Annotated in this window: 26 protein-coding genes; 17 read left to right on the top strand and 9 right to left on the bottom strand. The window is 59.9% G+C overall.

Annotated features, from left to right (window positions below; genetic code table 11):
- Nucleotides 1-15 precede the first annotated feature (15 nt).
- Genes nadA through nadC form a run of 3 tightly spaced genes read left to right on the top strand, consistent with a single transcriptional unit; the run spans nucleotide 16 to nucleotide 3,429 of the window.
- Nucleotides 16-987, top strand: a complete 972-nt coding sequence (gene nadA / locus FHT92_RS17650) for a quinolinate synthase NadA (RefSeq protein ID WP_183827684.1) — start codon at nucleotides 16-18, stop codon at nucleotides 985-987.
- Entirely contained in the window at nucleotides 984-2,528 is a 1,545-nt protein-coding gene (locus FHT92_RS17645; protein WP_183827681.1) for an L-aspartate oxidase, read from the top strand. The genes nadA and FHT92_RS17645 overlap by 4 nt, the downstream gene beginning before the upstream one ends.
- A gap of 1 nt (nucleotide 2,529) precedes the next feature.
- A complete protein-coding gene (gene nadC, locus FHT92_RS17640) occupies nucleotides 2,530-3,429 on the top strand; it encodes a carboxylating nicotinate-nucleotide diphosphorylase (protein ID WP_183741945.1) in 900 nt (299 codons plus the stop codon).
- Between the two features lie 19 nt (nucleotides 3,430-3,448).
- On the opposite strand, the gene FHT92_RS17635 is transcribed toward nadC, so the two are convergent.
- From FHT92_RS17635 to FHT92_RS17615, 5 genes are all read right to left on the bottom strand, one after another.
- Entirely contained in the window at nucleotides 3,449-3,943 is a 495-nt protein-coding gene (locus tag FHT92_RS17635; RefSeq protein WP_183827678.1) for a VOC family protein, read from the bottom strand.
- A 72-nt stretch (nucleotides 3,944-4,015) separates the two neighbouring features.
- On the bottom strand, nucleotides 4,016-5,275 hold the full coding sequence (locus FHT92_RS17630) for an ABC transporter substrate-binding protein (protein WP_183741950.1): 1,260 nt from the start codon (nucleotides 5,273-5,275) through the stop codon (nucleotides 4,016-4,018).
- Nucleotides 5,276-5,301: 26 nt separating this feature from the next.
- Nucleotides 5,302-6,402 carry an ABC transporter ATP-binding protein gene (locus FHT92_RS17625; RefSeq protein ID WP_183741952.1) on the bottom strand — a complete coding sequence of 367 codons (1,101 nt, stop codon included), beginning with the start codon at nucleotides 6,400-6,402 and terminating at the stop codon, nucleotides 5,302-5,304.
- 3 nt (nucleotides 6,403-6,405) lie between these two features.
- Nucleotides 6,406-7,344, bottom strand: a complete 939-nt coding sequence (locus FHT92_RS17620) for a carbohydrate ABC transporter permease (RefSeq protein ID WP_183827676.1) — start codon at nucleotides 7,342-7,344, stop codon at nucleotides 6,406-6,408.
- On the bottom strand, nucleotides 7,341-8,237 hold the full coding sequence (locus FHT92_RS17615; protein WP_183741956.1) for a carbohydrate ABC transporter permease: 897 nt from the start codon (nucleotides 8,235-8,237) through the stop codon (nucleotides 7,341-7,343). Before FHT92_RS17615 ends, FHT92_RS17620 begins: the two co-directional genes overlap by 4 nt.
- A 181-nt stretch (nucleotides 8,238-8,418) precedes the next feature.
- Here FHT92_RS17615 and FHT92_RS17610 point away from each other — a divergent pair, with 181 nt between their 5' ends.
- The 9 genes from FHT92_RS17610 to FHT92_RS17570 all read left to right on the top strand — a co-directional run bounded on the left by FHT92_RS17610 (nucleotide 8,419) and on the right by FHT92_RS17570 (nucleotide 16,611).
- Nucleotides 8,419-9,231: an aldo/keto reductase gene (locus tag FHT92_RS17610; protein ID WP_183741958.1), complete on the top strand. Its 813-nt coding sequence runs from the start codon at nucleotides 8,419-8,421 to the stop codon at nucleotides 9,229-9,231.
- A 130-nt stretch (nucleotides 9,232-9,361) separates the two neighbouring features.
- Entirely contained in the window at nucleotides 9,362-9,802 is a 441-nt protein-coding gene (locus FHT92_RS17605; protein WP_183827674.1) for a VOC family protein, read from the top strand.
- A gap of 101 nt (nucleotides 9,803-9,903) precedes the next feature.
- Nucleotides 9,904-10,923 (top strand): LacI family DNA-binding transcriptional regulator, encoded by a 1,020-nt coding sequence (locus FHT92_RS17600; protein ID WP_183741962.1) that lies wholly within the window; start codon nucleotides 9,904-9,906, stop codon nucleotides 10,921-10,923.
- 40 nt (nucleotides 10,924-10,963) lie between these two features.
- Entirely contained in the window at nucleotides 10,964-11,722 is a 759-nt protein-coding gene (locus FHT92_RS17595) for a sugar phosphate isomerase/epimerase (protein WP_183827671.1), read from the top strand.
- Between the two features lie 343 nt (nucleotides 11,723-12,065).
- Complete coding sequence (locus FHT92_RS17590) at nucleotides 12,066-14,021, top strand: tetratricopeptide repeat protein (protein WP_183827668.1); 1,956 nt, start codon at nucleotides 12,066-12,068, stop codon at nucleotides 14,019-14,021.
- 102 nt (nucleotides 14,022-14,123) lie between these two features.
- Nucleotides 14,124-14,267 carry a hypothetical protein gene (locus FHT92_RS17585; protein WP_183827665.1) on the top strand — a complete coding sequence of 48 codons (144 nt, stop codon included), beginning with the start codon at nucleotides 14,124-14,126 and terminating at the stop codon, nucleotides 14,265-14,267.
- Nucleotides 14,268-14,280: 13 nt separating this feature from the next.
- Complete coding sequence (locus FHT92_RS17580; protein WP_183827662.1) at nucleotides 14,281-15,543, top strand: YcaO-like family protein; 1,263 nt, start codon at nucleotides 14,281-14,283, stop codon at nucleotides 15,541-15,543.
- A complete protein-coding gene (locus FHT92_RS17575) occupies nucleotides 15,540-16,286 on the top strand; it encodes a TfuA-like protein (protein WP_183827659.1) in 747 nt (248 codons plus the stop codon). The genes FHT92_RS17580 and FHT92_RS17575 overlap by 4 nt, the downstream gene beginning before the upstream one ends.
- Before the next feature lie 58 nt (nucleotides 16,287-16,344).
- Complete coding sequence (locus FHT92_RS17570; RefSeq protein WP_183741974.1) at nucleotides 16,345-16,611, top strand: hypothetical protein; 267 nt, start codon at nucleotides 16,345-16,347, stop codon at nucleotides 16,609-16,611.
- 46 nt (nucleotides 16,612-16,657) lie between these two features.
- Here FHT92_RS17570 and FHT92_RS17565 read toward each other — a convergent pair whose 3' ends face one another.
- The 4 genes from FHT92_RS17565 to FHT92_RS17550 all read right to left on the bottom strand — a co-directional run bounded on the left by FHT92_RS17565 (nucleotide 16,658) and on the right by FHT92_RS17550 (nucleotide 19,270).
- Nucleotides 16,658-17,065, bottom strand: a complete 408-nt coding sequence (locus FHT92_RS17565; RefSeq protein WP_183741976.1) for a helix-turn-helix domain-containing protein — start codon at nucleotides 17,063-17,065, stop codon at nucleotides 16,658-16,660.
- A 217-nt stretch (nucleotides 17,066-17,282) separates the two neighbouring features.
- Nucleotides 17,283-18,107, bottom strand: coding sequence for an amidohydrolase (locus FHT92_RS17560; RefSeq protein WP_183827656.1), 825 nt, complete (start codon nucleotides 18,105-18,107; stop codon nucleotides 17,283-17,285).
- A 77-nt stretch (nucleotides 18,108-18,184) separates the two neighbouring features.
- A complete protein-coding gene (locus tag FHT92_RS17555; protein WP_183827653.1) occupies nucleotides 18,185-18,970 on the bottom strand; it encodes an IclR family transcriptional regulator in 786 nt (261 codons plus the stop codon).
- An 18-nt stretch (nucleotides 18,971-18,988) separates the two neighbouring features.
- Entirely contained in the window at nucleotides 18,989-19,270 is a 282-nt protein-coding gene (locus tag FHT92_RS17550) for a hypothetical protein (RefSeq protein ID WP_183827649.1), read from the bottom strand.
- Between the two features lie 71 nt (nucleotides 19,271-19,341).
- Here FHT92_RS17550 and FHT92_RS17545 point away from each other — a divergent pair, with 71 nt between their 5' ends.
- The 5 genes from FHT92_RS17545 (at nucleotide 19,342) to repC (ending at nucleotide 25,971) form a co-directional block, all read left to right on the top strand.
- Nucleotides 19,342-20,076: an SDR family oxidoreductase gene (locus FHT92_RS17545; RefSeq protein WP_183827646.1), complete on the top strand. Its 735-nt coding sequence runs from the start codon at nucleotides 19,342-19,344 to the stop codon at nucleotides 20,074-20,076.
- Between the two features lie 60 nt (nucleotides 20,077-20,136).
- On the top strand, nucleotides 20,137-21,414 hold the full coding sequence (locus FHT92_RS17540; protein WP_183827643.1) for an L-fuconate dehydratase: 1,278 nt from the start codon (nucleotides 20,137-20,139) through the stop codon (nucleotides 21,412-21,414).
- Nucleotides 21,415-22,143: 729 nt separating this feature from the next.
- Nucleotides 22,144-23,364: a plasmid partitioning protein RepA gene (gene repA / locus FHT92_RS17535; protein WP_183741986.1), complete on the top strand. Its 1,221-nt coding sequence runs from the start codon at nucleotides 22,144-22,146 to the stop codon at nucleotides 23,362-23,364.
- Between the two features lie 193 nt (nucleotides 23,365-23,557).
- Nucleotides 23,558-24,550, top strand: coding sequence for a plasmid partitioning protein RepB (gene repB, locus FHT92_RS17530; protein WP_183741988.1), 993 nt, complete (start codon nucleotides 23,558-23,560; stop codon nucleotides 24,548-24,550).
- Nucleotides 24,551-24,759: 209 nt separating this feature from the next.
- Nucleotides 24,760-25,971, top strand: a complete 1,212-nt coding sequence (gene repC / locus FHT92_RS17525; protein ID WP_183827640.1) for a plasmid replication protein RepC — start codon at nucleotides 24,760-24,762, stop codon at nucleotides 25,969-25,971.
- Nucleotides 25,972-26,233 lie beyond the last annotated feature (262 nt).

The raw sequence follows: 26,233 nt of genomic DNA, 5'->3' as shown, positions 1-26,233 counted from the left end.
TTAATGGAGCCGGCCATGAACCATCCTGTATCCGCGTCTTCCCTCTATGATCGCGTCAGTCGCGTCATTCCCAAAGCCGAATGGATGATGTTTCAGGACGATGTCGATGTGATCCTGGAACTGAAGCGCAAACGCAATGCCGTTATCCTCGCGCATAACTACCAGACGCCGGAAATCTTCCACGGCGTGGCCGATATTGTCGGCGACAGCCTGGCTCTGGCGCGCAAGGCGATCGAAGTGGAAGCCGACGTGATCGTGCTTGCCGGCGTGCATTTCATGGCCGAGACGGCAAAGCTTCTAAACCCGGAAAAGACGGTGCTGATCCCCGATCTCGGCGCCGGCTGTTCGCTTGCGGACTCGATTACGCCGGAGGACATCGCGCTGTTGCGCCAGGCCCATCCGGGCGTGCCCGTGATTACCTATGTCAACACATCGGCCGCAGTCAAAGCCGCCTCGGATATCTGCTGCACCTCGGGCAATGCCAGGAAGGTGGTCGAATCCCTTGGCGTGCCGCGCGTGCTGATGATCCCGGATGAATATCTTGCCCGCAATGTCGCCAGGGAGACCGATGTCGAGATCATCGCCTGGCATGGGCATTGCGAGGTGCATGAGCTCTTCACCGCCGACGATGTACGCCAGCTTCGCGAAAACCATCCCGGCGTGACTGTGCTTGCCCATCCCGAATGCCCGCCTGATGTCGTTGCCGAGGCTGACTTCGCCGGCTCAACCGCCGTCATGTCCGATTATGTCGGCCAGAAGAAGCCCGCCCGCGTCGTGCTGCTGACCGAATGCTCGATGAGCGACAATGTCGCCGTGCATCACCCTGATGTCGAATTCATCCGCCCCTGCAATCTCTGCCCACACATGAAGCGCATCACGCTTTCCAACATTCGTGCGGCACTGGACGAAAACCGCCACGAAGTGACCGTCGATCCCGCGGTCGCTGTCGCTGCCCGTAGGGCTGTCGAGAGGATGCTGGCAATATGAGCGAGATTGCTGACCAACTCACCGGCCGCACCGTCATCGTCGGCAGTGGCCTTGCGGGACTGACGACGGCGCTGACCTTGGCGCCCGAACCTGTTGTCATCGTCACCCGTGCGGCTCTCGGCGCTGAAACGTCGAGCGCCTGGGCGCAGGGCGGCATTGCCGCCAGTCTCGGCGCCGATGACTGCGCCGAGCTGCATCTGACCGACACACTCGCTGCCGGTGACGGACTTTGCGATCCCATCGTCGCTGCCGGCATCGTCGCAGATGCGCCGGCGGCTATTGCCGCGCTGGAGCGGGCAGGGGTCAGCTTCGACAGGACGGCGGATGGCAGTTTTTCGCTAGGGCTGGAAGCGGCCCATAGTCGCCGCCGTATCGTGCATGCCGAAGGCGACGGCTCGGGTGCGGCGATCGTCCGCGCACTGGTCGATGCCGTTGCAGCAACTCCTTCCATCACCGTCCTCGAAGGGCTTGAGGCCCGGCGTATCCAAACGGACGAAGCTGGTGTCACCGGCCTCGTCTGCTCCGGTGAAAACGGCGCCGTCATCCTGCCGACGCGGCGGATCGTGCTCGCGACCGGCGGCATTGGCGGGCTCTATGAGGCAACCACCAATCCGATGGGCAATTTCGGGCAGGGCATCATGCTTGCGGCACGCGCCGGTGCTGAACTTGCCGACATGGAATTCGTGCAGTTCCACCCGACGGCGCTCGATTCCCGCCGCCGGCCACTGGCGCTCGTCAGCGAAGCGGTTCGTGGCGAGGGCGCAGTTCTCGTCAATGAGCGCAGCGAACGCTTCATGGCCGGCATCGCCGGTGCGGAACTCGCACCGCGCGATGTGGTGGCCCGCTCCATTAGCGCCGAACTCGCGCGTGGTGGCAAGGTTTTCCTCGACGCGCGTGCAGCCCTTGGTAATCGTTTCGCAACGCGTTTTCCGGTTATCGACGCACTTTGCCGGGAGGCTGGCATCGATGCCGCGTCCCAGCCGATCCCGGTGCGGCCCGCCGTACATTATCACATGGGCGGAGTGGCAACCGACGCCGTCGGCCGCAGCTCCGTCGCCGGGCTCTGGGTTGTGGGCGAAGCCGCCTCCACAGGGCTCCACGGGGCAAACCGGCTCGCCAGCAATTCCCTGCTGGAAGCAGCCGTCATGGGCATGCGGGCGGCGCGCGACATCCTTGCGACCCCGGTTGCAATATCCTCGACAGCCGAAATTGCAGGAATGCTGCCTGCAGCAGCCGAACCCTCGCTTATCAGGCCAATCGTCTCACGCCATCTCGGCGTACTGCGCAATGGGGGCGCCATCCATGGCGCCGTTGCAAGCCTGCTGCCGCTTGCAGAAAACGACGGGCCAGCTTCGGATCCGGCGATCGTTGCGCTGCTGATTGCCGTCTTCGCCAGCCTACGGGGGGAATCGCGCGGCGCCCATGCCCGCACCGATTTTCCGCTGAAGCGGGCCGAAGCCGCGCGACGGAAAATGACGCTGACTGATGCCTTGGAAATTGCCCGGGCGACAGCCTCCCATCCTCTTGCAAGGAGTGCCTGAGATGAACCTCGCTTCCCTTCCCCGCGTCATTGTCGAGCCGCTGGTGCGTGCCGCCCTTGCCGAGGATCTCGGCCTAGCCGGCGATATCACCTCGGCAGCGGTCATCCCGGAAGAGCATCGCTCGACGGTCGTCATGGCCGCCCGCCAGCCGGGCGTGGTTGCTGGTCTCGACATCGCAGATCTTGCCTTCCAGCTCGTCGATCCCGCCATTACGCTCCGCCGACACCTGCCCGATGGTGCGGCCGTGGAACCGGGCAGCGTGATCGCCACCATCGAAGGCCCGTCGCGCGGGCTGCTGACGGCCGAGCGCACGGCCCTGAACTTTCTCGGTCATCTCTCCGGCATCGCCTCTGTGACGGCGGGCATCGTCGCGGCGATCCGCAACACCAAAGCCTGCGTCGTCTGCACCCGCAAGACGACACCGGGTCTGAGGGCGCTGGAAAAATATGCTGTGCGGGCCGGCGGCGGGATGAACCACCGCTTCGCGCTCTACGATGCCGTGCTGATCAAGGACAATCACGTCGCCATTGCCGGCAGCGTTTCGGAAGCCATCCGCCGTGCCAAGGCCGGCGTCGGCCATATGGTCAAGATCGAAGTGGAGGTCGACACGCTCGAGCAGTTGCACGAGGCGATGGATGAGGGGGTCGATGCAGTCCTCCTCGACAACATGACGCCCAATCAGCTTCGCGAGGCCGTCGGCATCGTCGCCGGCCGCGCCATTACCGAAGCCTCCGGCCGCGTAACGCCGGCAACAGCACCGGCCATTGCCGCCTCGGGTGTCGATTTGATCTCCGTCGGCTGGCTGACACACAGCGCACCGGTGCTCGATATCGGTCTCGATTTCGTCGAAGCCGCCGCCGAAAGTGCGACACCAATGCGTCGGCTTGCTCAGGCCTTCTGACCCACGAGCCGACAAGGCCTCAAGCCGGCTCGCGCCGGGGTTGGTGCTCCATGTCCGAGTTGAATTCGAGAAGCTCGATCATGACGCCGAGATCCTTCACGGTGTCGTAATAGGCGTAGCGCCCGTGGCCGCCATCGAATTCGCCCCGCTGTAACAGGCGGTGCCCCTTGCCTTCGAGGTAGCGATGGCGGTTCGTCAGGTTCTTCGTCTTGAAGGCGATGTGGTGACAGCCGGGGCCCTTCTCTTCCAGAAGATCGCGCCAGGCGCTCTTTTCCGGGCCAGGCTCAAGGAATTCGACGTCGATATTGCCGAACTTGAACATGATGATGCGGCAGCCGACTTCGGCAGGCTTGCCATTATAGATCGCCTTGGCTTCTTCGGGGTCGGCAGCCTTGCCCTCGGGCGGAACGGGCTTGCCGGTCAGGTCGGAAAACCAACGGGCCGACTTTTCCACATCGTCGGTAACGAAGCAGATCTGCATCACGGCATCTTCGTCAAGCAAACGCTTGTCCATCAAACTCTCCATTTTAGGGCAGCAGGAGGGACGGTCCGACCACCTGAAACGGACCGCCTCCGGAGGAAAGGATCAACCAAGGATGGTTTGGTAATTTTCCTTGATCTTGGAGATCGCATCATCGACGCTCATGTTCGGATCGCTCCAGAAATTGAAGACGACGTCCCAGATCGAATTTTCCCAATCAGCATCGCTGATCGCATGTGGGTTCTGCACTTGATGCTTGGGATCGGCGACGATCTTCAACACCTCCTTGGAGCAGGCATCGAGACTGTCCTGCGGCGCATCGAGGCGCACAGGTGTGGAGCCCTTCGCCTTGGCAAATTCCGCCTGCACGTTCGGGTCGACGACGATCGAGGCAAAGTCGAGCTCGGCCTTGTCTTTGTCCGCGGGCTGGCCACCGAGCAGACCCCAGCTGTCGACGGTCGCAACGACGGCCTTGGCGCCAGGGATCTGGATGCAGCCGAAATCCTTGCCTGCCGTCTTGCCGGCCGCCAGCCACTCGCCCTTCATCCAATCGCCATGGATCTGCATCAGCGCCTTGCCGGTGATGACGAGATTGGTCGTCAGGTTCCATTCGCGGTTGGCCGAGCCCTTGTCGGCTGCCTGCTGGAACTTGCGCAAGTATTCGAAGATCTGCTTGAATTCCGGCGTGTCGAAGACGGCCGGATCGGGCTTTTCGCCATAGATCCTGTTGAAGAAATCCGGTCCGCCGATCGTTGCCGCCAGTGCGTGGGTGAGGTAGCCTACCTGCCATTGCTGACCGCCGACCGCGAGCGGAATAATACCTGCCGCCTTGATCTTGTCGAAATCGGCAAACATCTGATCGAGCGACGTCCAGGCGGCCGGATCGACGCCGATCTTCTTGGCCACGTCCATGTTGTAATAGACCATGCCGTCGATATGCAGCGCCGTCGGCACCTTGATCACCTGATCATCGACGACCATGGAACGGGCAACCGCGTCAGGGTATTTGTCCGGATAGCCACGCTCCTTGAAGAAATCTGTCAGCGGCCGGCCGAAGCCCTGTTTGGTGAGGTCCCGATAGACGCCGGGGTTGGACTCCATGAAGAGGTTCGGTGGATTGCCGCCGGCAACCAGGTTCATCAGGTTGACATTGGAGCCGGTGTCATGGGGAATGGCGATGTCGGTCCAGGTGTGACCCTTGGCCTCCAGGTTCTTCTTCAAGACGTTCAGCGCTGCCACTTCCGGAGGCGCGGACCAGGTGTGGTAGATCACCAACTCGGTTGCATTTGCGGTACCGGGCGCGGCCATGGGGGCGGCGCCTGCAAGCAATGCGGCTGTGATGCCGGCAATAATCCTGTTCATCATTTCCATTCCTCCCATCGGTTCTTCATTCACACTCGCAGTCCGGTCTCAGCGTTAAAGACATTCGCCTTGCCGCGCGGAAATTCTGCTCGCACCGGCTGTCCCGGTCTAAAGCCGGCGGCGCGATCGGGATCGACGCGCAGTGCCAGAAGCTGTTCGCCGAAGCCGAGATAGGCGGTCGCGTCAGAGCCGGTGCGTTCGGCCTGGCGCAGAGGCAGTTCGAAACGTGCCGCCGGATTGGCAATCGGCTGTTCGGCGACGACAAAATGTTCGGGCCGCAAGCCCACGACGACTTCAGCGCCGCTTTCCGGCCTCTTCGAAAAGGCGTAGTCGCCGAGATCGATGGCATCGCCGGTATCGAATGCAGCCTTGATGCCACTGCCGTTCACCGTCAGCCGCGCCTTGCGAAGGTTCATGGCCGGTGCGCCGATAAAGCCTGCGACGAAGAGATTGGCCGGCCGGCCATAGATCTCGTCGGGCGTGCCGAACTGCTGGATGACGCCGCCATCCATGACGGCGATCCGGGTTGCCATCGTCATCGCTTCGATCTGGTCGTGCGTCACATAGACGACGGTCGGCTTCAGCGTGTCGTGCAGTTTCTTGATTTCGAGGCGCATTTCAGTGCGCAGCTTCGCGTCGAGGTTCGACAGTGGCTCGTCGAAGAGAACAACGCCCGCCTGCTTGACCAGCGCCCGGCCAATCGCGACGCGCTGACGCTGGCCACCAGACAGCTGACCCGGCTTGCGGTTGAGCAGCGGCTCGATCTGCAGGAGTTTGGCGGTCACAGTGATCCGGCGCTCAATTTCGGCCCGGTCGAGCTTGCTTGCTGCGAGCCCGAATTTCAGGTTCCCGTAGACGGTCTTGGTCGGATAGAGCGCGTAGGACTGGAAGACCATGGCAAGGCCGCGATCTCGCGGATCGAGGTCGGTCACGTCGCGTTCGCCGATCATGATGCGGCCGTCACTGACTTCCAGAAGTCCGGCGAGCAGGTTGAGAAGCGTGGTCTTGCCGCAGCCGGACGGCCCGAGCAGCACGAGGAAATCGCCGTCATCGACCGAAAGATTGAGGTCGTTCAGGATTGTCACGGCGCCGAAGGACTTGACGATATGTTCGAAGGAGACACGCGGCATGGATCAACCCTTGATCGCGCCGGCGGTAATTCCCTGAACGAAGAATTTGCCGACGAGGAAATAGATGACGAGGGGTGGAATGGCGGTCAGCAGCGCCGCCGCCATATTGTCGTTATAGGCGACGACGCCAGTCGAGACCGTGATAAGGTTAGCGAGGATGACCGTCATCGGCTGTGTTCCAAGACCCCCGAAGGTGACGCCAATCAGATAGTCGTTCCAGATCGAGGTGATCTGCAGGATAAGCACGACGATCAGGATATTGCCGGACATCGGCAGGATGATCTCGAAGAAGATCCGCCAGAAGGAGCCGGAATCGATGATCGCCGCGCGCATGATCTCCTGGGGAATATCCTTGTAGTAATTGCGGAAGATCAGCGTCAACACCGGCATGGCAAGCACGGCATGGACCGCAGCGATCCCCCAGAGCGTGCCATAGATGCCGACCGTCGCGGTGATGCGGATCAGGGGATACATGATAACCTGGAAGGGCACGAAGGCGCAGATGAAGAGCAGGAACAGGAAGGCATTGGCCCAGCGGACATTCCAAAGCGCCAGCGCGTAGCCGGTTACGATCGACAGCGCGATCGAGAAGATAAGCGAGGGAAAGAGGATCAGCACCGAATTCCAGAAGCCGACCTTCAGCCCGTTGCAGTTGATGCCCGAGCAGGCCTTGTTCCAGGCATGGTCCCAGGCCTCCAGCGTCCAGACATGCGGCAGCGAGAAGATTGCCCCCTCGCGGATCTGGTCCATCGTCTTGAATGAGGTGACGACGACCACATAGAGCGGCACGCAGAAGAACAGCGCGCAGATCGTCAGAAACACAAGAATGGCGATGGAGCGGGCCGGAATGCGTTTCTTTTTACGTGGAAAGAAAGGGCCTGCCGGGCGCGGCGAGGCATTCACGGCATCTTCGAGTGTCGCGGCCTGGGTCAGCATGTTCATCTTGCACCTCCATTTGCCCGACGCTGCTGCCAGGCGGTGATCAATACGAGGGGCAGGAAGATCGCCGCGGTGATGACGAGCATGGTGATGGCCGCTGCCGAGGCGTAACCGATATTACTCTTGGCCGAGAGCGCATTGATGGTGAAATAGGCCGGCACCCAGGTGGAATTGCCGGGCCCCCCGTTGGTCATGGCGACAACAACGTCATAGGCCTTGATGACGCCGAGCGAGAGCAGGATCGCGCAGGTGATGAAGGTGAACTTCATCATCGGAATGATGATTTCCAGATAGAGCCGCCAGAAGCTGACGCCATCGAGGCGCGCCGCACTCCAAATCTCCGTATTGATCGATTTCAGGCCCGATAGCATCAGGGCCATGTAGAAACCGGAACTCTGCCAGATCGTGGCAAGAATGATGGCATACATTGCCGTTTCTGGGCTTGCCAGCCAGTTGAAACTGACAGAGGTGAAGCCGAGCCCATGCAGGAAGTTTTCAAGTCCGAGCTGCGGATTGAAAATCCAGCGCCAGGCAGCCCCCGTTACGATCAGTGAAACGGCCAGGGGATACAGGAAGACGGTGCGGAAGAAGCTCTCGCCGCGCCATTCGCGGTCGATCATCGCCGCCAGAACAAAGCCGAAGACGATCGCAAGCGCGCTACCGAGTCCAAGGATGACGAGGTTCTGCAGCGAAATCGTCCAGCCGGCGTCGTTGAAGAGCCGCTCGTATTGGCGGGCCCATTCGCTCCAGTCGATCTCATATTCCGGAAGTCGCCGGCTTCGCGTCAGCGACAGCCACGCGGTCCAGCATATGGCACCGACAAATGCGACAAGGGTGACGGCGACAGCCGGCGCGAGAGCCAGCTGGGGCGCCATCCGGCTCCAGCGTAACTGCATCACTTCCTCCCGAGACCGGCGCTCCCACACCGGCCAACGCCCGAAATCGAGCTTGTATTATCGTTAAACTATGATCAAAATTTACCTGAGGTCAACAGGGGTTTTTCGCTGGACACGGCCTCAAGCTGTTGCAAAGCTCTGGAAATGCCTGGTGGAGCGAGGCGAAAGGGAGGAAAAAGGCTTGGAAAAGCATGAGGTTATTCCGCTCATGGGATTTGGGACGTTCGGACGCAACGGCAAGGAGGGTATCGATGCGATCCTCTGCGCGCTGGAAACCGGCTACCGGCATCTCGATACCGCGCAAACCTATGACACCGAATTCGAGGTCGGGGAGGCACTTCGGCGCTCCGGCCTGAAACGCGACGACGTCTTCCTGACGACTAAGATCTCGACGGATAATTTCGGTTCCGGTCAACTCGTTCCATCGCTGGAAAAGAGCCTGGAAGCGCTCAAGGTGGACCAGGTCGACCTGACGCTGATCCATTGGCCGGCGCCTTACGGTCGCATTCCGCTGGAGGTCTATATCACCCAGATCGCCGAGGCGCAGGCCCGCGGCTTGACCAGGCTGATCGGCGTTTCGAACTTCACGATTGCCCTCCTGGAACAGACTGAAGCGCTGCTCGGGAAGGGCAAGATCGCCAACAACCAGTTCGAGCTGAACCCAATCCTGCAGAACAAGAAGCTCGCAAACTATTGTAAACAAAAGGACATTCTCGTCACTTGCTATCTGCCGATCGCCCGTGGCGTACTTTCCGACGAACCGGTACTGCGCTCAATCGGCGAAAGACATGATGCGACGCCGGAGCAGGTGGCAATCGCCTTCGAACTTGCGAAGGGCTATTGCACCATTCCGACATCCGGCCGGCAGGAACGCATCCGCTCGAACTTCAAGGCAAGTTCGATCACGCTTTCACCTGGCGAAATTGCCAGGATCGAGACCATCGACCGTAATCACCGCGTCGTCGATCCGGACTGGGGGCCGAAGTGGGACTGAGTAATCCGGGGCAGTTGACAATCTGCCGCGTTCAGATCAATTGTGATCTTGTATTATCGTTAAACTAAATCCGGCTTGCCGGCATCGATTTTTAAGCGGCGGCTCCCTGGAGCCGACGAGAGGAGGAAGCATGCTTGGAATTACCGGCTACGGCCATGTCGCGATCAAGGTGAAAGATCTTGAGGCATCGCTCGATTTTTACCGCGAACGCCTTGGCTTTCCGGAGATGCTGCGCCTGAAGAATGACGACGGCTCCACCTGGCTCGTCTATCTGCGCATCACTGACGATCATTATCTCGAAATCTTTCCCGGTGCCGAAAACAATCGCGCGCCCGGCTGGAACGCCAATGGCGTCAACCACATGTGCTTCACGATCGACGACCTCGATGCGACCGCCGAGCGCATCAAGGCGGCCGGCATCAAGTTGACGGCAGAGATCAAGGAGGGGCTCGACGGCAATCGTCAGGCCTGGATCGAGGATCCTGACGGCAACCGTATCGAGCTGATGGAAATGCATCCGGACTGCCTGCAGTATCAGGGCATCAAGCGGCTGCATGCCGAAGGAAAGTGATAAGGGGAGGGCAGCCGTGTGAAACATGCGGCCGCCCTTTCGCTTTCCACGACCGGGGGCTATGAAAACGAGGTTAAGCATCTCGGAATATTACAAAGACCATGAGCAGATCGAGCGTTCGCCTCAAAGATATCGCCGACAAGACCGGATTTTCGGTGAACACCGTGTCGCTCGCGCTGCGAGACAGCCCACGCATTCCCGACGAGACGCGCCAGCTGATACGAAAGACCGCCGATGCGCTGAACTATCTGCCGAACCATATTGCCAAGTCGCTGGTCAGCCGCGAGACGAAGACCATCGGCCTCATCCTGACCGACATCACCAACCCGACATTGACACGCACGGCGCAGGCAATCGAGCTGGCGCTTGCCGAGCGCGGCTACGGCACGCTGTTTGCTACCTCCAACAATGATCCCGAGGAGGAAATCAAGGCGCTCGAAATGTTCCGCTCGCGCCAGGTCGACGGCATGCTGATCTACCCGCGCAGCCATCGGCGCCTCGATCACATTCGAAAAATCCGGCAATCGAACTATCCGATCGTGCTGCTTGTCGGTGATCCCGATGCCGGCATCGATGCCGTTTGCGTCGACGAACGCCGCGGCGCATATAAGGCGACACGCCACCTGATCGATACCGGCCACAAGCGCATCGGCATCATCGACAGCGCCAATCCGCTCGGCAATGTCGAAAAGAGCGACGGCTACCGTCAGGCTCTCACGGAAGCCGGCATCGCCTTCGACCCCAAACTGACGGCCGACCCGCTCGGCCATTCGGTCATAAAGGGATATTGGGCGATGGATACGTTGATGAATGCGCCAAACCGGCCGACGGGGATTTTCACTGCCAATGACTCGCTTGCCATCGGCGCGCTGCGCTGGTGCCAGAAGAACGGCGTGCAGGTGCCGAAGGATGTCGCCATCATCGGTTTCGACAATATCGAATTCGCCGAACATGCGGCGACACCGATCTCCAGCGTCAATTATGCCGTCGACGTCGTCACCGAACTTGCCGTCGAGCGGCTGATGAAATTGGTCGTCGCCAAAGACGGTCTGCCGGAGCCGCGCATTACGCAGATCGAACCGGATCTGGTGATCCGGGAAAGCACAATTGGCCGGAGCTGAGGCGCAGGCCGGGACAATAGCAAAGCAACCGGGAGGAAGAATGACCTATCCGATTTCCTATCAGCTCTATTCGTCACGCAATTTCCCGCCGCTCTTTACCCAGTTTCCGGAGCTGAAGGCCTTCGGTTATGACGCGATCGAACCCTGGCTGCCGGCCTATGAGGCAGACGCGAAAGCTTTCCGCCGAGCGCTCGACGATGCCGGCTTAAAATGCCATTGCTTCCACATGCCGTTGAAAGGGTTGACCGAGGAGCCGCAGCGCTTCGTCGATATCGCGCTTGCCATGGGAGCGACGATCCTGATCCCGCCCTATGTGGCGCCGGAAGATCGGGGCACGACAGCCGATTACTGGAGAGATCTCGGGAAGACGCTCTCGGAGGGCGCCGATCGCGTTGCGTCGCATGGTCTAAGGGTCGCGTGGCACAATCATGATTTCGAATTCCGCCCTCTTGCCGATGGCTCGCGCCCCATCGATCTGATCTTCGAGAGCGCAGAAAAGAATATCCGGTTGGAAATCGATTGCGGCTGGATCATCCGGGCCGGTGGCGACCCCGCAGCAGAGCTCCAGACATTCGCCGACCGCATCATCGCCATCCAGATGAAGGACATGGCGCCCAAAGGCACAAAGGAGGATGACGGCTGGGCTGCGACCGGTGACGGCATCATCGACTGGGCAAAGCTCGTGCCGCTGTTTCGCCGGACGAAGGCCGAGCACATCGTAACGGAGCACGACAACCCCTCCGACTGGCGCCGGTTTGCCAAGCGATCGATCGACTATATCAAGGGCCTCGCTCTCTGATTTGGATCTTTACGTCACCGTTTCAATCGCACAGAGGATGTGCTTTGGCGGAGAACCAAGGAGGGGCTTTAGGATCGGTCGAGGAAGCCGCCGCACTGGAGAAATAGGTCGCGGTGCGCCGGTCCGCATGGTGCGACGATGTTCCGAAATACCACAATAGTCGGCCCGGAATGCAGCTTTCATAAATCATGATAGCAGCAAACACCGGTCGAGACCGTAATATTTGATGAAAATCTTAATCCAGGGTAGCAAAAGCGCTTCCCGTTGCGCGTCATTCCCTCTAACATCCTGCAATCGGTCGCGGCGCCCTTGAGCGTTCCGGCTTTTGAAGGTGAGAACCCTGATGGACGGGTCAGCCGGGGAAGTGAAAGCGAACAGATTATGTCTGCTCGGCAGGCCGCGATTGATGGCCGCCGGGACTGAGCTTCCATTGCCCGAAAAGTCCTATTTCCTGCTGGCGATGTTAGCGCTGTCGCAGGAACCGCTGGTTGATCGCGAAACCATTCGATGCCAGCTCTGGCAATCCGAACTTCCCGAAAAACGGGCCGGCAGCCTTCGCCAGCTTCTGTCGCGCATCGAACAGAGCATTCCCGCAGGCCTGCCGCCCTTGCTCGTTGCCACGCGCACCCATCTCGGCCTTGCGCCCGGCTGGGAGGTCGACCTCACGATCCTCAAGCAGAAGGATGTGCTGGGGCCGGATGAAAGCAACGTCCTGCTCGGAGAATTGCTCGAAAGCGTCAAATCTCCAACCCAGGGTGCCGAAGACTGGCTGACCTTCGAGCGCCAGCGGATTGACGAAGCGCGCTCGGCCCATCTTGTCCGCCTGTTGGAACATGACGACGAGCGCCCGGATGAGGAACAAATCGCCTTTGCCAGGCGCCTGATCGAACTCGACCCCGCCAATGAGATCGCCTGCCGGGCGCTGATGCGCGCCCATACGCGCATGAACGACCTGCCGTCGGCGCGTCAAGCCTATCTGAAATGCCGCAGCCAGCTCAGGGAAGATTTCGATATCGAACCGGACGAGGTAACGACGGCCCTCGCCCGCGAACTCGGCATCCTGGCTGCCGCACAGCCGGCTGCGCCGGAACGTCGGCCTGCGGTGTCGGAACTGCTGATCGATCCGGCCGGCCAGCCGCGCATCGTCATCCTGCCGCCCGAAAGCATCTTCACCGATCCGCTGATGGAGCGCGTCGGGCGCGCGCTGCTCGAAGATGTCACGATCGGCCTCAGCCAGCAGCGCGGCTTTAAGGTGATTGCCGCTCATACGAGCCTGGAAATGATAAGCCGCGCGCTCGACCCGACCCGTGCGACCGTCGGCCCGCTCGACCTCTGCTTCGACTATGCCGTCTATGTGACGATCCAGGGCCGCGACGAGGACGTCTATGCAACCTGCCGGCTGACGCGCACAGCGACTTCCGAAGTGCTCTGGGCGGTCGAAATTCCCTTCGCGATGCAGAAGATCAGCGAAGCCTTCAGCCAGTTGACCCGGCGCATCGTCATGACGCTCGCCGATACGATCGAACGCACTGAACTGGCGACGCCGCTCGGCGAGGTGCCGGCCTCCGCCTATCGCCTCTATCTCGAAGGCAAGCGGCTGATTTCCCATACCGACCTCCAGCACCTGCGCCAGGCGCGCAAATGGTTCAAGTCGTCGCTCAGCCGCTATGAACATTTTTCTCCCGCCCATGCCGGCATGTCTCGCGCACTCGGCATGGAATGGCTGATCCGAGGCATGCATGAGCGCGACCTGCTGGACGAAGCCTATAGTGCTGCAAGAATGGCACGAGAGACCGATCCCAACAGTGGCCGGGCCTATCGCGAGCTCGGCTTCGTCGCGCTCTACCGCCGCCGGTTCGAAGAAAGTCTCGATGCCTTCCAGCAGGCTCAGGATCTCAATCCCAACGATGCCGACATCCTGGCAGATTTTTCCGACGCGCTTTCCCATGACGGCGATTTTGACCGGGCCCTCGAACTCAGCCGCGCTGCCTTCAAGCTCAATCCGCTGCCGCCGGACTATTATTACTGGAACCTCGGCGGCATCCATTTCATGCGCGAAGAATATGAAAAGGCGATCGATGCGCTGGAGCCGGTAAAGTCAAAACAGGCGACAGCGCGCCTGCTCGCAGCCGCCCATGCCATGGCGGGTGATGCCGCGAAAGCCAGGAACTACGCTCGGGTCGTTCTGGAAAATTTCCCGGATTTCCGCAGCGAAGAGATCCGCCACTTCGTCCCCGATCGCGATCCGGCCTTCACCGATCCGTTGATAAAAGGCCTGCAACTTGCCGGTCTTCCCTGATACACGGCCTTTTAACGAAGCCTGTAACGCTTAAATGACGCAGGCAATGTTCTTTTCGAATGGTTAACGGCGGTCAGCCGCCCAACCATTTGGAGAGAGATCATGAAAACCGTTGAAACCAACGTTGCAATCCAGGCCCCCGCGCTCCGTTTCTCCGCTGCCGCCAAGGCTGCCGTCAAGCAGGACGAACTGGCCGTTTCGGCAAATGGCCTTGAAAGCCTGACGCATGCACTAAGGTTCCGCTAAGGAATCGATCAGCATGTCTGCCTTGGCCGCCCTTAAAACGCTTGCCGCTGACCTCAAAAGATCGTCGGCAGGCGTCAACAGCTATCACGACCGATCGATGACCCCGGGGCAGACTTTTGCGGCGATCAAACCGCATCTGCGCGAAATCGGCATCACTCGCGTCGGCCTGTTGACCGGCCTCGACGTGCTGAACATCCCGGTTGCCTTCGCCACAAGGCCGAACAGCCACACGCTGTCGGTTTTCCAGGGCAAAGGCATCGACAAGGAAGCTGCGATGACCTCTGCGGCCATGGAGGCGATCGAGACTCGTATCGCTGAAATTGCGCCCGCAGATCTGAGGCTTGCCAGCCTCGACAACATGAAGGCGGAACGGACCGCCATGATCGACCTCGACAGCGTGGCGCGTTGTGCGCCGGACGAGATCGGCGATGGCCAAATCCCCTGGTGCTCTGGCTTCGATCTTCTTTCGGGCAGCACAGCCTTTGTGCCTTGGTGGCTAGTCGGCCTCGACCATCGCGGCGAGCGTCCCCCTGGCTTCGAGCAGTCGAGCGACGGGCTGGCGTCTGGTAATACGCCTGCCGAAGCCGTGTTGCACGGGCTCTGCGAACTCGTCGAGCGCGACGCGTGGGCGCTGACCCAGCTCAAATCCCCTGAACAGCTCAAGCAGAACAGAATCGATCCGCGCGCCTTCGGCGATGCCGTGATCGATGTCTTGGTCGATCGCATCCGCCAGGCCGGCATGCGCCTGCTACTGATCGACATGACCACCGATATCGGTGTCCCGGCTTTTCTTGCCGTCATCATTCCCGGCAATCTCTCGGACCGCGTCGATGCGCGCTGGGCGCAGGTCTGTGGCGGCTGCGGCTGCCATCCTGATCCGGTGCGCGCAGCTCTTCGCGCCATCACCGAAGCCGCCCAGAGCCGGTTGACGGCGATTGCCGGCAGCCGCGACGATTTCTCGCCGAAGATCTATCAGCGGATCGATCGCAGCGCCGGCATGCGCCAGGTCGTCGATCTCTGCAACAATGATGCGGTGCTGAAACCTTTCCCCATGCGCCGGCAGCGTCCCACAACGATCCAGGATACGATCCGCCACATTGCGGGCCGTCTGAGGGTTGCAGGCATTACCCAGATCATCGCCGTGCCATTATCACATCCCACCCTTCCGGTTTCCGTCGTGCGCGTTATCGTGCCGGGCCTTGAGGTCGATATCAGCGGCCAATACATCCAGCTCGGCCTGCGCGCCGTCAACGTCATCAGGGAGGCCGCGGCATGAAGATCCTCTTCGTCGGTCCGAGCCTCGCAAGCGAGATCGCGGAAGCGCGCAAGCGGCATCCCGATATCGCTTTCCGCCCGCCTGCCGCCTGCGGCGATATTCTGACCGCTGTGCAGGAAGGAGCGACCGCAATCGGTCTGATCGACGGCTATTTCGGCGATCTGCCATCCGTCTGGCACAAGGAAATCCTCTTTGCGCTGGAAAGGGGCGTTGCCGTTGCCGGTGGCTCCAGCATGGGGGCGCTGCGCGCCGCCGAATGCTCCGCCTTCGGCATGGTTGGCATCGGCTCGATCTTCGACGACTACGAATCCGGCAATCTCATCGATGACGAGGCAGTGGCGCTCGTCCATGCACCGCAGGAGCTCGGCTGGCTGCCGCTTTCGGTTCCCTGGGTCGATTTCGAGCCGACGATCGAAAGCCTCTATGCCAAGGGTGACATTACCGTCAGCGAGCGTAAGAAGCTGCTGCTTTCTGGGCGCTTCCTGCATTTCTCCGAACGAACTTATGCCAAGGTGGTCGAAGCATCCAACTTTGCTCGTAAACCGCGACGCGACCAGATTTTGACTGCGATCCGCGCCAATCGCGTCGAACGCAAACGCGCCGACGCAAGGCTCGTGCTGGAATGGCTGCAAAAGGGAGAGTTTACGTCAGCAAAGCGTGACTGGAGCTTTGCCGCAACCTCGCATTTCGAGCTACTGCAGGCCGAAGTCACGCAGCAGATGCAGCCTGTAACGCTCGAATAACGGTTCCAAGCCCAAGGTATCCTGCATGGGGATATGACTGTTGTCGAGGGCGGGAACAATGTTCGAAAAAAAGGACCAGGGTACAGGCAGAGAATACGCAAGACTCTTCCGGCTGCTGTCGGCAGCCAAGGACGAGGCTGAAAAACTTCAGCTGCGCAACCTCATGCACCTGACAAACATGGCGCTGCTGCAGGTCGTCATCGATTGGGACGGCATCGATCCGGATAGGGAGCTCGATGCGAACCTCGAAAAACTCGTCGGCAGTAAAGCCAAGATCGCAATGAAGGACGCTGGCGAAAATCTGATCGTGATCGATCGCCATTAGCCCTGCTGCAGGGTGCGACTGAGCGCTAGAAAATCATGCCGACGCGTTATTCCGCAGCGTCGACTTCACTCTGCTCTGTACTGGCAATCGCCTGGACGAGCTTGAGGATTTTCTTACGAAGCTGCTCGTTCTTGATTGAGAAAAAGGCAGCGTTGAGCTGGACGCCTTCACGCGAAATGACGAATTCTTCGCTCGGAGCGGGATTATCGTTTGCGTTGGCGGCAGGCGCAGTCAGATCGTCGAAGAAGGTTCTGACATCGACGTTCAGCGCGCCGGCGATTTCGACGAGCATGCTGGCAGAGACGCGATTCGAGCCCTTTTCGTATTTCTGGATCTGCTGGAAGGTCACGCCAACACGATCGCCCAGTTCCGTCTGAGAAACCTTTCTCAGCAGTCGCTGTATACGGATCGTCTTGCCGACGTGAACGTCCACGGAATGCGGTTCTTCTTTCATTTGATATTCCCTCCTGCGAAAACCGGACCAACAACTTACACGCCCGGCAACAACAACTTTTAGCCGAGTTAGTTCAACCTAGCAATTGTTTGGATGTAGTTTAGGCGGTCAAAACATCGCGGCATCCGAGAGCCCGTGCCGATTGCACGTGGTGACAGATCGCTTCAAGCGAGAATCCGGCAGAATTGAACCTTAAAAGCGCGAGCCTGCGCTAAAGTCAGAGCTTCCACAGACGCTGTGCATTGCCGTGAAGGAGCCTCGAACGCTCTGTTTCCGCAGTCCCCGACAGCACCGCCTGGGTGGCTGCGACCCAGGTCGAAAGGCCGTCCGCCAGCGTGCAGACGGGCCAGTCGCTCCCCCAGACCACGCGGTCCCAGCCGAAGCTTGATACGACGTGCTCGATATAGGGCCGCAGATTTTCCGCCGTCCAGCTTTCCGGATCGGCATTGGTGACGATACCGGAAATCTTGGCGACCACATTGGGCCGGCGCGCGATTTCGGCAATACCGCGGCTCCAGGGCTCGAAGGCGTTCGACTTGATATCCGGGTTGCCGCAATGATCGAGCACGAACTGCACGTCGGGTGCGGCGTCAGCGAGCCCCACCACCTTGCCGACCTGATGCGGCAGCGTGCAGAGGTCAAAGGTCAGGCCGGTTCCGGAGAGTCTTCTGATATTCTCGCGGAAAAGCGCGCCTTCGGAGACATCATCAGGCACCACATGGAGCACGCGCCGGAAGCCCTTGACGAAGGGATCAGCCTTTTGGCGTTCCAGATAGCTGGCAAAGCCATCTTCTTCCGGCCGGCAGGAGACGATCGCGCCAGCCACCAGATCGCCGAGGCGGCGGATATAATCGGTCTCGGCCTGCATGTCGACCGGATCGACATCCACCTCCATATGCAGCACCTTGGTGATGCCGCAGCGTTTGGCTTCGGTCGCATAGGTCTCGTAGAGAAAATCGCGGTCGAGGGCCTGCACGTCGGCAAGCCAGGGATAATTCAGCGCCGACCGGTCGATGACATGCAGATGGGTGTCTATGCACACGCTCTTCTCCTCCAAAGAGTGGTTGGCGGAAACTATCGGTGGTGAATGGATTATTCAAATAGAAATTCTGGTGAATTTTAAGCGGGCATAGTCATCGTCGCGCCGGCGAGCTTCGAAAGCTCGGCCGCCGTATTCTGCACCATGCCGATCGCCTGCGTAATATCGGGCGCTGCCGGCGCATTGACCAGCGCGATGTAGGGGCAAGTCAGCGCTGCAATACTGCGCCCGTCCGGCCCGAGAATCGGTGCCGAGAGATTGTAAACGCCGGCTGTCTGGGCGCTTGCCATCATTTCGTAGCCGCGCTCGCGGATTTGGTTCAACCGCTTATAAAATTCCTGGCCGAGATCGGCGTCTTTGCGGCTGCGCACATGTTCCGAGATCATCATCTCGCGCTCTTCGTCGCTGCGAAAGGCGAGCAGGACGTGGCCCGAGCCGGTATCGAACAGGCTGATATGGGAACCGACGCGGATCGACAGGCCCCAATAGTCCGGCGCCTCCTGCTGGGCGATCACGACGGCGGCACCGCGGTCGAAGACGGCAAGATGGTTTGCCTGGCGCGAGCGTTGGGCGAGATCGCGCATCAGCGGCGTCGCATAGGAGGCAAGCCGGCGCACTGGCGCATGCAGCTGCGCCAAGCCGAAGAGCTTCAGGGTGAGAGAGTAACGGTCGCCATCGAGCCTCGTCACGTAACCGCGCTTCACCAGACGGTCGAGCATTCGATAGAATTCATTCGGGCTGCGCTCCAGCCGCTTGGCGATTTCCGCCTGCGTCAGACCGCTATCGACGCTTGCCAGAAGTTCGAGAATATCGAGGCCCTTGTCGAGCGCCGGAGCGCGGTAACGATCTGCCTCTTCGGTCTCCATTCTTCCCTCCTGTGAATATCATTCTGCATATACGCAGGCGGGCAGACGGAAAAGAAAAAGTTCGCGCTTGACCACAAGACAATCGTCTGTTTGTCTATAAACAGACAAATTAAGAGTGAGGATGTCGTTCGGCGTGGGACTTGTGCCGGCCGGTCGCAGTTCCCGGAAAGGCTCGCCAAGGCGAGACAAAAATAAGATAACGGCAGAGGGAGGAAGACCATGCAGCGCATGGATATCGTGATCGTCCGCCTGGCGGGGCGTCGCCGCCTGAAAGGGCGCCCGATCGGGCGCGGCCTCCATCCCGACCGATCCTTTTGAGATAGAATTTCACTGCCACCGCCTGAACGCGAAAAATCCACAGAGGCCATGACATGACAAGCAATCTTTCCGCCAAGACCGTCCTCATCACCGCAGCCGGTCAGGGCATCGGCCGCGCCACCGCGCTTGCCTTCGCCGCAACCGGCGCCAAGGTGCATGCCACCGACATCAATACCGACGCGCTGGCGACCCTTGCGGCGGAGAGCAAGGTTTCGACACACAAGCTGAACGTCCTCGATGACGAGGCGGTCAAGGCGCTGGTGGCCGAAATCGGCGCCGTCGATGTACTCTTCAACTGCGCCGGCACTGTCCATAACGGCTCGGTGCTGGAGATGAAGGATACCGATCTCGAATTTGCCTTCGATCTCAACGTCAAGGCGATGATCCGCACCATCCGCGCCGTGCTGCCGGGCATGCTGGAACGCAAGGATGGCGCAATCATCAACATGTCCTCGGTCGCCTCGAGCATCAAGGGCGTGCCAAACCGCTTCGCCTATGGCGTGACCAAGGCCGCTGTGATCGGGCTTACAAAATCGGTCGCTGCCGATTACGTGACGCAGGGCGTGCGCTGCAACTGCATCTGCCCCGGCACGGTGGAAAGCCCCTCGCTGCAGGACCGCATGCGCGCACAGGGCGATTACGACACGGCGCGCGCCGCCTTCATCGCCCGCCAGCCGATGGGCCGCCTCGGCACGCCGGAGGAGATCGCCGATCTCGCCGTCTACCTCGCCGGTGCGACCTACACATCCGGCCAGGCCTACGCCATCGACGGCGGCTGGACGATCTGAGCTTTCGCATCGCCGGCTTCTTCGAAGGAGGATACCGGCACCTCAACGGGAAGAAACATCATGACCCGCATCACCGACCTCCGCGTTGTCGACCTTCGCTTTCCCACCTCGCAAAGTCTCGATGGTTCGGATGCGATGAACCCGGATCCGGATTATTCCGCCGCCTATGTGATCCTGGAAACCGACAAGCCCGGGCTTGCCGGCCACGGCCTGACCTTTACCATCGGCCGCGGCAACGATATCTGCTGCGCGGCGATCGAAGCGATGCGGCACCTCGTCGTCGGCACGGAACTTTCAAACGTGATCGCTCACCCCGGCAAATATTGGCGGCATCTGACCAGCGACAGCCAGCTTCGGTGGATCGGCCCTGAAAAGGGCGCGATACATCTGGCGACCGGCGCGATCGTCAACGCCGTTTGGGATCTGCTTGCCAAGGAGGCGGGGAAACCAGTCTGGCGCATCGTTGCAGACATGCCGGCCGAGGAGATCGCCGATATCGTCGATTACCGCTACCTCACCGACGTGCTGACGCGCGATGAGGCGATCGCCATCCTCAGACAAGCCGAGCCCGGCAAGGCGGCGCGCATCGCCACGCTCGAAAAGGAAGGGTATGCTTGCTACACGACCTCGGCCGGCTGGCTCGGCTACGAGGACGAGAAGCTGCGCCGGCTCTGCCAGGAGGCGATCGATGCTGGCTTCAACCACATCAAGATGAAGGTCGGCCGCGATCTGGAAGACGATATCCGCCGCTTGAGGATTGCCCGCGAGGTGATCGGTCCGGATCGTTACCTGATGATCGACGCCAACCAGGTCTGGGAGGTCGGCCAGGCGATCGACTGGGTCAAGGAGCTTTCCTTCGCAAAGCCTTTCTTCATCGAAGAGCCGACGAGCCCCGACGATGTCGCCGGCCACCGCAAGATCCGCCAGGGCATTTCCCCGGTGAAGGTCGCGACCGGCGAGATGTGCCAGAACCGTATCATGTTCAAGCAGTTCATCGCCGAGGGCGCGATCGACATCGTGCAGATCGATTCCTGCCGCATGGGCGGGCTGAACGAAGTGCTGGCGGTGCTGCTGGTGGCGGCCAAATTCGGCCTGCCGGTCTGGCCGCACGCCGGCGGTGTCGGGCTCTGCGAATATGTGCAACACCTGTCGATGATCGATTACGTGGCGGTATCAGGCACCAAGGATGGCCGCGTCATCGAATATGTCGACCACCTGCATGAACATTTCCTCGATCCCTGCATCATCAAGGACGCGGCCTATATGCCGCCGACCCGACCCGGGTTCTCAATCGAGATGAAGCCGGCCTCGATTGCCGGTTACACATTCAGCGGCTAGGGCGGGCGGCATCACGTCTTCTCGGCTGTCCGCTGGGGATAGGGCAATGCCGGTTATTGCGGAAACATCCCGGATCCTTTATAAGTTTGATCTACGAAGACGGGCTTGAAAGAGCCCACTTCGCGTGCTTCGGCAGCGTATTTCGCGTGTTCCTAACGCGCTGGTTTTTCATACATCTTTCATCGAAACGGAATCAAATAGACAGATTGATTCCGCCACAGACCTGTCCAATTTCCGGTACGCCCAACCACCGACAAAAGATGTCAGAGAGACTTTTTATCAGATCGGCGTTCCAGACAGACGTGATCTCGTCTTCCGGATTTCAAAACAGGCGCCCTTTGTCTTCGACGACGCCTCAGAGGATTGAGGCAATAAGGCCCTCGTCCCTTTGGTCATCACATCCTTTGCCGGCAAAGATTAGGAATCGGTAATAGCTGATTCTTCTCAATGGGATGCGCCAGGGACCGTCTGCCGGATCAAAACATCGGCTTTGCCGCAGCGATCGCAAAAATGATATGAGGATGGCACAGCATGGCAAGGCGAATTGGATTTCTGTTAACTATCGGAGATATCAGCGGAAATTGTAATCCTTCTGTCGTAAACTCATGATCGCGACCGCTGCCGCCAAAGCCATGATCTGCTGGAGTAGCTTGCCAGAATCGCTCCGATCGGTAATCGTCACGGATAAACAGCCGTTTCTGGTGTTTTTCCGTGATGAAAGATTAGAGCGTGAGCAAGCCACAAAGGACTTCTCGGACCCTTCAACGTAGCGTCGACGAGACGATCGGCGCTCATGCGTCGACGATCAGTTCGCAGTTGCAGGCGATCAGCGAAGCCCTGTTTCCGCCGACCGCGAGCAAGACGCTGCGCCGCTTTACCTCCGGCGAGGCGGCCAAGCTGATCGGCGTCTCGGATTCGACCTTGCGGAAGATGACGCTTGCCGGCGAAGGCCCGCAGCCCGATGTCGGCAGCAACGGCCGGCGCCTCTATTCCCTGCGTCAGCTCAACGAACTGCGCGCCCTGCTTGCCGCGTCCGCCCGTGGCCGCGAGGCGCATGATTTCCTGCCGCGCCGCAAAGAGAACGAACATCTTCAGGTCATCGCCGTCACCAACTTCAAGGGCGGATCGGGCAAGACCACGACATCCGTACATCTGGCGCAATATCTTGCGCTGCAGGGTTACCGCGTGCTCGCTCTCGATCTCGATCCGCAGGCCAGCATGTCAGCGATGCTCGGCGTCATGCCGGAAACGGATGTCCGTTCGAACGAGACACTCTACGCAGCGATCCGCTACGACGAGGAGCGACGTCCCCTCTCAGAAGTCGTGCGCAAGACCTATTTCGATGGCCTTGATCTCATCCCCGGCAATCTCGAACTCATGGAATTCGAGCACACGACGCCGCGCGCGCTGATGCGCGGCTCCCGGGATGGCGAGGGCGTGTTCTTCATGCGCGTGGCCAAGGCGCTCGACGATGTCGCCGAGAACTATGATGTCGTGGTCCTCGATTGCCCGCCGCAGCTCGGATATTTGACGCTGAGCGGTCTTTGTGCCGCGACCTCGATGATCGTCACGGTACATCCGCAGATGCTGGATGTGGCCTCCATGAGCCAGTTCCTGCTGATGACGCATGACCTTCTTTCCGTCGTGCGCGAAGCCGGCGGCGAGCTCAACTACGATTTCATTCGATATCTGCTCACTCGATACGAACCTCAGGATGCGCCGCAGACGAAGGTGGCGGCTCTCCTACGCAATCTGTTTGATGATCACGTCATGATCAATGCGATGGTGAAATCGGCAGCGGTGTCCGATGCCGGCCTCACCAAGCAGACGCTTTATGAGATCGGCCGCGAGAACCTGACGCGCTCGACCTACGACCGCGCGATGGAAGCCCTCGATGCCGTCAACGGAGAGGTCGAGACGCTGATCCGGCAAGCATGGGGGCGCATATGACGTTCTGCCTCGTCGACGGCGATTTTTCCGGTTTCTTCGAGACGACCGCCCTGTTGGGAGCTCCCAACAGGGGTTACCGCCGTTTGTGCACTTTCCTGACATCCCTCCGTCCATCGGCAGCCCATAAGCGCGTTGGGAGCTCCCAACTGCGCTCTTTCGGCTTGCCGGCATCCGACTGGAAAGGAGAGAGTTGATGAGCCGACGCGATACCGTCAATTCGATCTTCATGCGCAAGGCCGATACGCCGACGCCATCTGCCGGTGTCGAGAAGAATCCGGACCGCGTGCGCACCGGCGCCGTCTCGGCCATGGGTGCATCACTGCAGGAAATGACCGAAGCGGCGCGCTCTGCCGGCCGGCTGCAGGCGCAGATTTCCTCTGGCTTCCACGTTCTGGACATCGAACCGTCGGATATTTCCAACTCCTCGATCAGCGACCGCATCCCGGTGGAGCGCGATGCTGATTTCGATGCGCTGGCAAAAAGCATTTCCGAGCACGGCCAGAAGGTGCCGATCCTGGTCCGTCCCGACCCTGAAAAGGAGGGGCACTACCAGATCGCTTACGGCCGTCGCCGCCTGCGTGCGGCCGCAAAGCTTGGGCTGAAGGTCAAGGCAATCGTTCAGAACTTGAGCGACAACGAACTGGTGATTGCCCAGGGCAAGGAAAATCTCGACCGGCAGGATCTCTCCTTCATCGAGAAGGCGCTGTTTGCCCTTCGTCTGGAAGAAGCCGGTTACCCACGTGATGTCATTATGGCGGCACTGTCGACCGACAAGGCCGATCTCAGCCGTTACATCTCTGTCGCCCGAGGCATACCACAGACCCTGATCCTGGCGATCGGCCCGGCGCCGAAGGCAGGTCGCGCACGTTGGTTGGCTCTCGTCGATGCCGTTTCTTCCGCGCCCAAGAAGGTCGAAGCGATCATCGAGGGCGAAGCCTTTGCCAATCTCGACAGCGATCAGCGCTTGCAACACCTGCTGTCGAAGATGGCGGTGCGCGATGCCAAGAAGGCGACAGGCGAGATCTGGAAAACACGGCAAGGACAGAGGGCAGCGCAAATCGAGCGCTCCGGCAACAAGACACGCATTACCTTTGACGAACGCATGGTGCCTGAATTTGCCGAGTATCTCACGACCCGGCTGGATGAACTCTTCGAGGAGTTCGGCGCCGTCAGGTCACAACGATAACTGCTGGCAGGCTGAGGCCTGCTGATGAAGATTTGACTGTTAGGAAAAGGAGCCAATAGGCAAAGAAAAAGGCCCCCGAACAAAACATCCGGAAGCCCTCTTCTCTCGTTTAGCACCCAGAGAATCGCACTTCCCGGAATCACTGTCAAGGTTTTTGAACGCCGTTTTGGCGGGCGCTGATGATTTGCCTTTGTATAAGGTGAACCACAATGGATACGGGATTTGTTACGACGCCATTCGGGCGGCGGCCGATGTCGCTTGCCTTGATGAAAGGTCAGCTTCAGGCCGAATCGGTTAAAGCAAGTAGGTCTGTCGACAAGTGGAAAGTCTTTCGCAACATCTGCGAAGCGCGTCCGCTGCTCGGCATTTCAGACCGTACGCTCGCCGTGCTGAATGCCCTTCTCTCTTTTTATCCCGAGAGCCATCTCTCCGGTGAGGCGAGCATGATCGTCTTTCCGTCTAACCGGCAATTGATGGTGCGGGCGCACGGCATCGCCGTCACCACGCTGCGCCGACACCTAGCCGCCCTGGTCGATGCCGGGCTTGTTATCCGCAAGGACAGCGCCAATGGAAAACGTTTTGCGCGCCGCAAGACCTCTGGTGAGGTAGAAGATGCCTATGGCTTCAGCCTAGTGCCGCTTCTTGCCCGCAGCGAGGAACTCGCCGCCATGGCTCAAAAGATCGAGACTGACCGGATGACACTCCGACGTGCGCGTGAGCGTCTGACGATCTGCCGTCGTGATGTTCGCAAACTTATCGATGCTGCACTCGACGAAGGCGTTCCCGGCAACTGGAACGACATCGAGGCTGCCTATACCCGCCACCTCGCATGTCTGCCCCGCAATCCTGACGCTTCTGCTCTGGACGGCGTGCGCATGAAGCTCGAAGACCTTCGCGCCGACTTGGTCAATCTGTTGACGCGCTTCGATAATTCCAAAAAAATGAGCGCCAGTGTGGTCCAAAATGAACCGCACATACAGAATTCAGATAAAGACTCTCTTGAATTAGAATCTTCACCGACGGTGCAAGAGGACACGCTGCCACCAGCAACGGAAAAGGCTCACTCAACCGGACCCCAGAAAATCTTCCCTCTCGCCCTCGTTCTGCAGGCCTGCCCCCAGATCAATGATTACGCTCAAGGAGGATCGATCACCGGCTGGCGAGATCTCGTTACCGCAGCCGTTACCGTCCGCTCCATGCTCGGGATAACCCCGGAGACCTATGAGACAGCTTGCGGTACCCTCGGCCGCGAAAACGCCGCTATCGTCATCGCCTGCATGCTCGAACGGGCAACCCATATCAACTCGCCTGGCGGCTATCTGCGTGACCTGGCACGCAAGGGAGCGCGAGGAGAGTTCTCTCTTGGTCCGATGCTGATGGCTCTCGTACGCCATAACAAGCCGGTTTCGCAGAGGGCCTGAAGCGCCTGAGCATGATATCTGCCTGTCGCCACTGTCATTTGCACGGGGGATAGCCACAGGGAGTGATTTTGGTGCCCTCAACAGGAGGGTTGGAAGACGTATCCGCATGGCGGGAAAGGACAGGTGGCGGAAACGAACTCGGCTTTAACTTCCATGACCGTATGATATTCGTGTTGTTTCAATTGGTTGCGTGAAGCGGTGTTCCGAGAACCGGTGGCCGAATTGCCGCAACTGCCTGAGAAACAACGCATAAAGCGCTTCC

The organism is Rhizobium sp. BK377, from assembly GCF_014193935.1.
Taxonomy (GTDB): Bacteria; Pseudomonadota; Alphaproteobacteria; order Rhizobiales; family Rhizobiaceae; genus Rhizobium.
This window is presented reverse-complemented; position numbering and strand designations above follow the sequence as displayed.

Bases quoted from the DNA above. Each gene is read 5' to 3' on its own strand.
- FHT92_RS17540 (WP_183827643.1), top strand. From the start codon at position 20,137: ATGACCCGCATCACCGACCTCCGCGTTGTCGACCTTCGCTTTCCCACC.
- FHT92_RS17580 (WP_183827662.1), top strand. From the start codon at position 14,281: ATGTCTGCCTTGGCCGCCCTTAAAACGCTTGCCGCTGACCTCAAAAGA.
- nadC (WP_183741945.1), top strand. From the start codon at position 2,530: ATGAACCTCGCTTCCCTTCCCCGCGTCATTGTCGAGCCGCTGGTGCGT.
- repB (WP_183741988.1), top strand. From the start codon at position 23,558: ATGAGCCGACGCGATACCGTCAATTCGATCTTCATGCGCAAGGCCGAT.
- FHT92_RS17550 (WP_183827649.1), bottom strand. From the start codon at position 19,270: ATGGAGGCCGCGCCCGATCGGGCGCCCTTTCAGGCGGCGACGCCCCGC.
- FHT92_RS17555 (WP_183827653.1), bottom strand. From the start codon at position 18,970: ATGGAGACCGAAGAGGCAGATCGTTACCGCGCTCCGGCGCTCGACAAG.
- FHT92_RS17645 (WP_183827681.1), top strand. From the start codon at position 984: ATGAGCGAGATTGCTGACCAACTCACCGGCCGCACCGTCATCGTCGGC.
- nadA (WP_183827684.1), top strand. From the start codon at position 16: ATGAACCATCCTGTATCCGCGTCTTCCCTCTATGATCGCGTCAGTCGC.
- FHT92_RS17635 (WP_183827678.1), bottom strand. From the start codon at position 3,943: ATGGACAAGCGTTTGCTTGACGAAGATGCCGTGATGCAGATCTGCTTC.
- FHT92_RS17565 (WP_183741976.1), bottom strand. From the start codon at position 17,065: ATGAAAGAAGAACCGCATTCCGTGGACGTTCACGTCGGCAAGACGATC.
- FHT92_RS17625 (WP_183741952.1), bottom strand. From the start codon at position 6,402: ATGCCGCGTGTCTCCTTCGAACATATCGTCAAGTCCTTCGGCGCCGTG.
- FHT92_RS17595 (WP_183827671.1), top strand. From the start codon at position 10,964: ATGACCTATCCGATTTCCTATCAGCTCTATTCGTCACGCAATTTCCCG.
- FHT92_RS17575 (WP_183827659.1), top strand. From the start codon at position 15,540: ATGAAGATCCTCTTCGTCGGTCCGAGCCTCGCAAGCGAGATCGCGGAA.
- FHT92_RS17615 (WP_183741956.1), bottom strand. From the start codon at position 8,237: ATGCAGTTACGCTGGAGCCGGATGGCGCCCCAGCTGGCTCTCGCGCCG.
- FHT92_RS17620 (WP_183827676.1), bottom strand. From the start codon at position 7,344: ATGAACATGCTGACCCAGGCCGCGACACTCGAAGATGCCGTGAATGCC.
- FHT92_RS17585 (WP_183827665.1), top strand. From the start codon at position 14,124: ATGAAAACCGTTGAAACCAACGTTGCAATCCAGGCCCCCGCGCTCCGT.
- FHT92_RS17630 (WP_183741950.1), bottom strand. From the start codon at position 5,275: ATGATGAACAGGATTATTGCCGGCATCACAGCCGCATTGCTTGCAGGC.
- FHT92_RS17605 (WP_183827674.1), top strand. From the start codon at position 9,362: ATGCTTGGAATTACCGGCTACGGCCATGTCGCGATCAAGGTGAAAGAT.
- FHT92_RS17545 (WP_183827646.1), top strand. From the start codon at position 19,342: ATGACAAGCAATCTTTCCGCCAAGACCGTCCTCATCACCGCAGCCGGT.
- FHT92_RS17570 (WP_183741974.1), top strand. From the start codon at position 16,345: ATGTTCGAAAAAAAGGACCAGGGTACAGGCAGAGAATACGCAAGACTC.
- FHT92_RS17600 (WP_183741962.1), top strand. From the start codon at position 9,904: ATGAGCAGATCGAGCGTTCGCCTCAAAGATATCGCCGACAAGACCGGA.
- repC (WP_183827640.1), top strand. From the start codon at position 24,760: ATGGATACGGGATTTGTTACGACGCCATTCGGGCGGCGGCCGATGTCG.
- FHT92_RS17590 (WP_183827668.1), top strand. From the start codon at position 12,066: ATGGACGGGTCAGCCGGGGAAGTGAAAGCGAACAGATTATGTCTGCTC.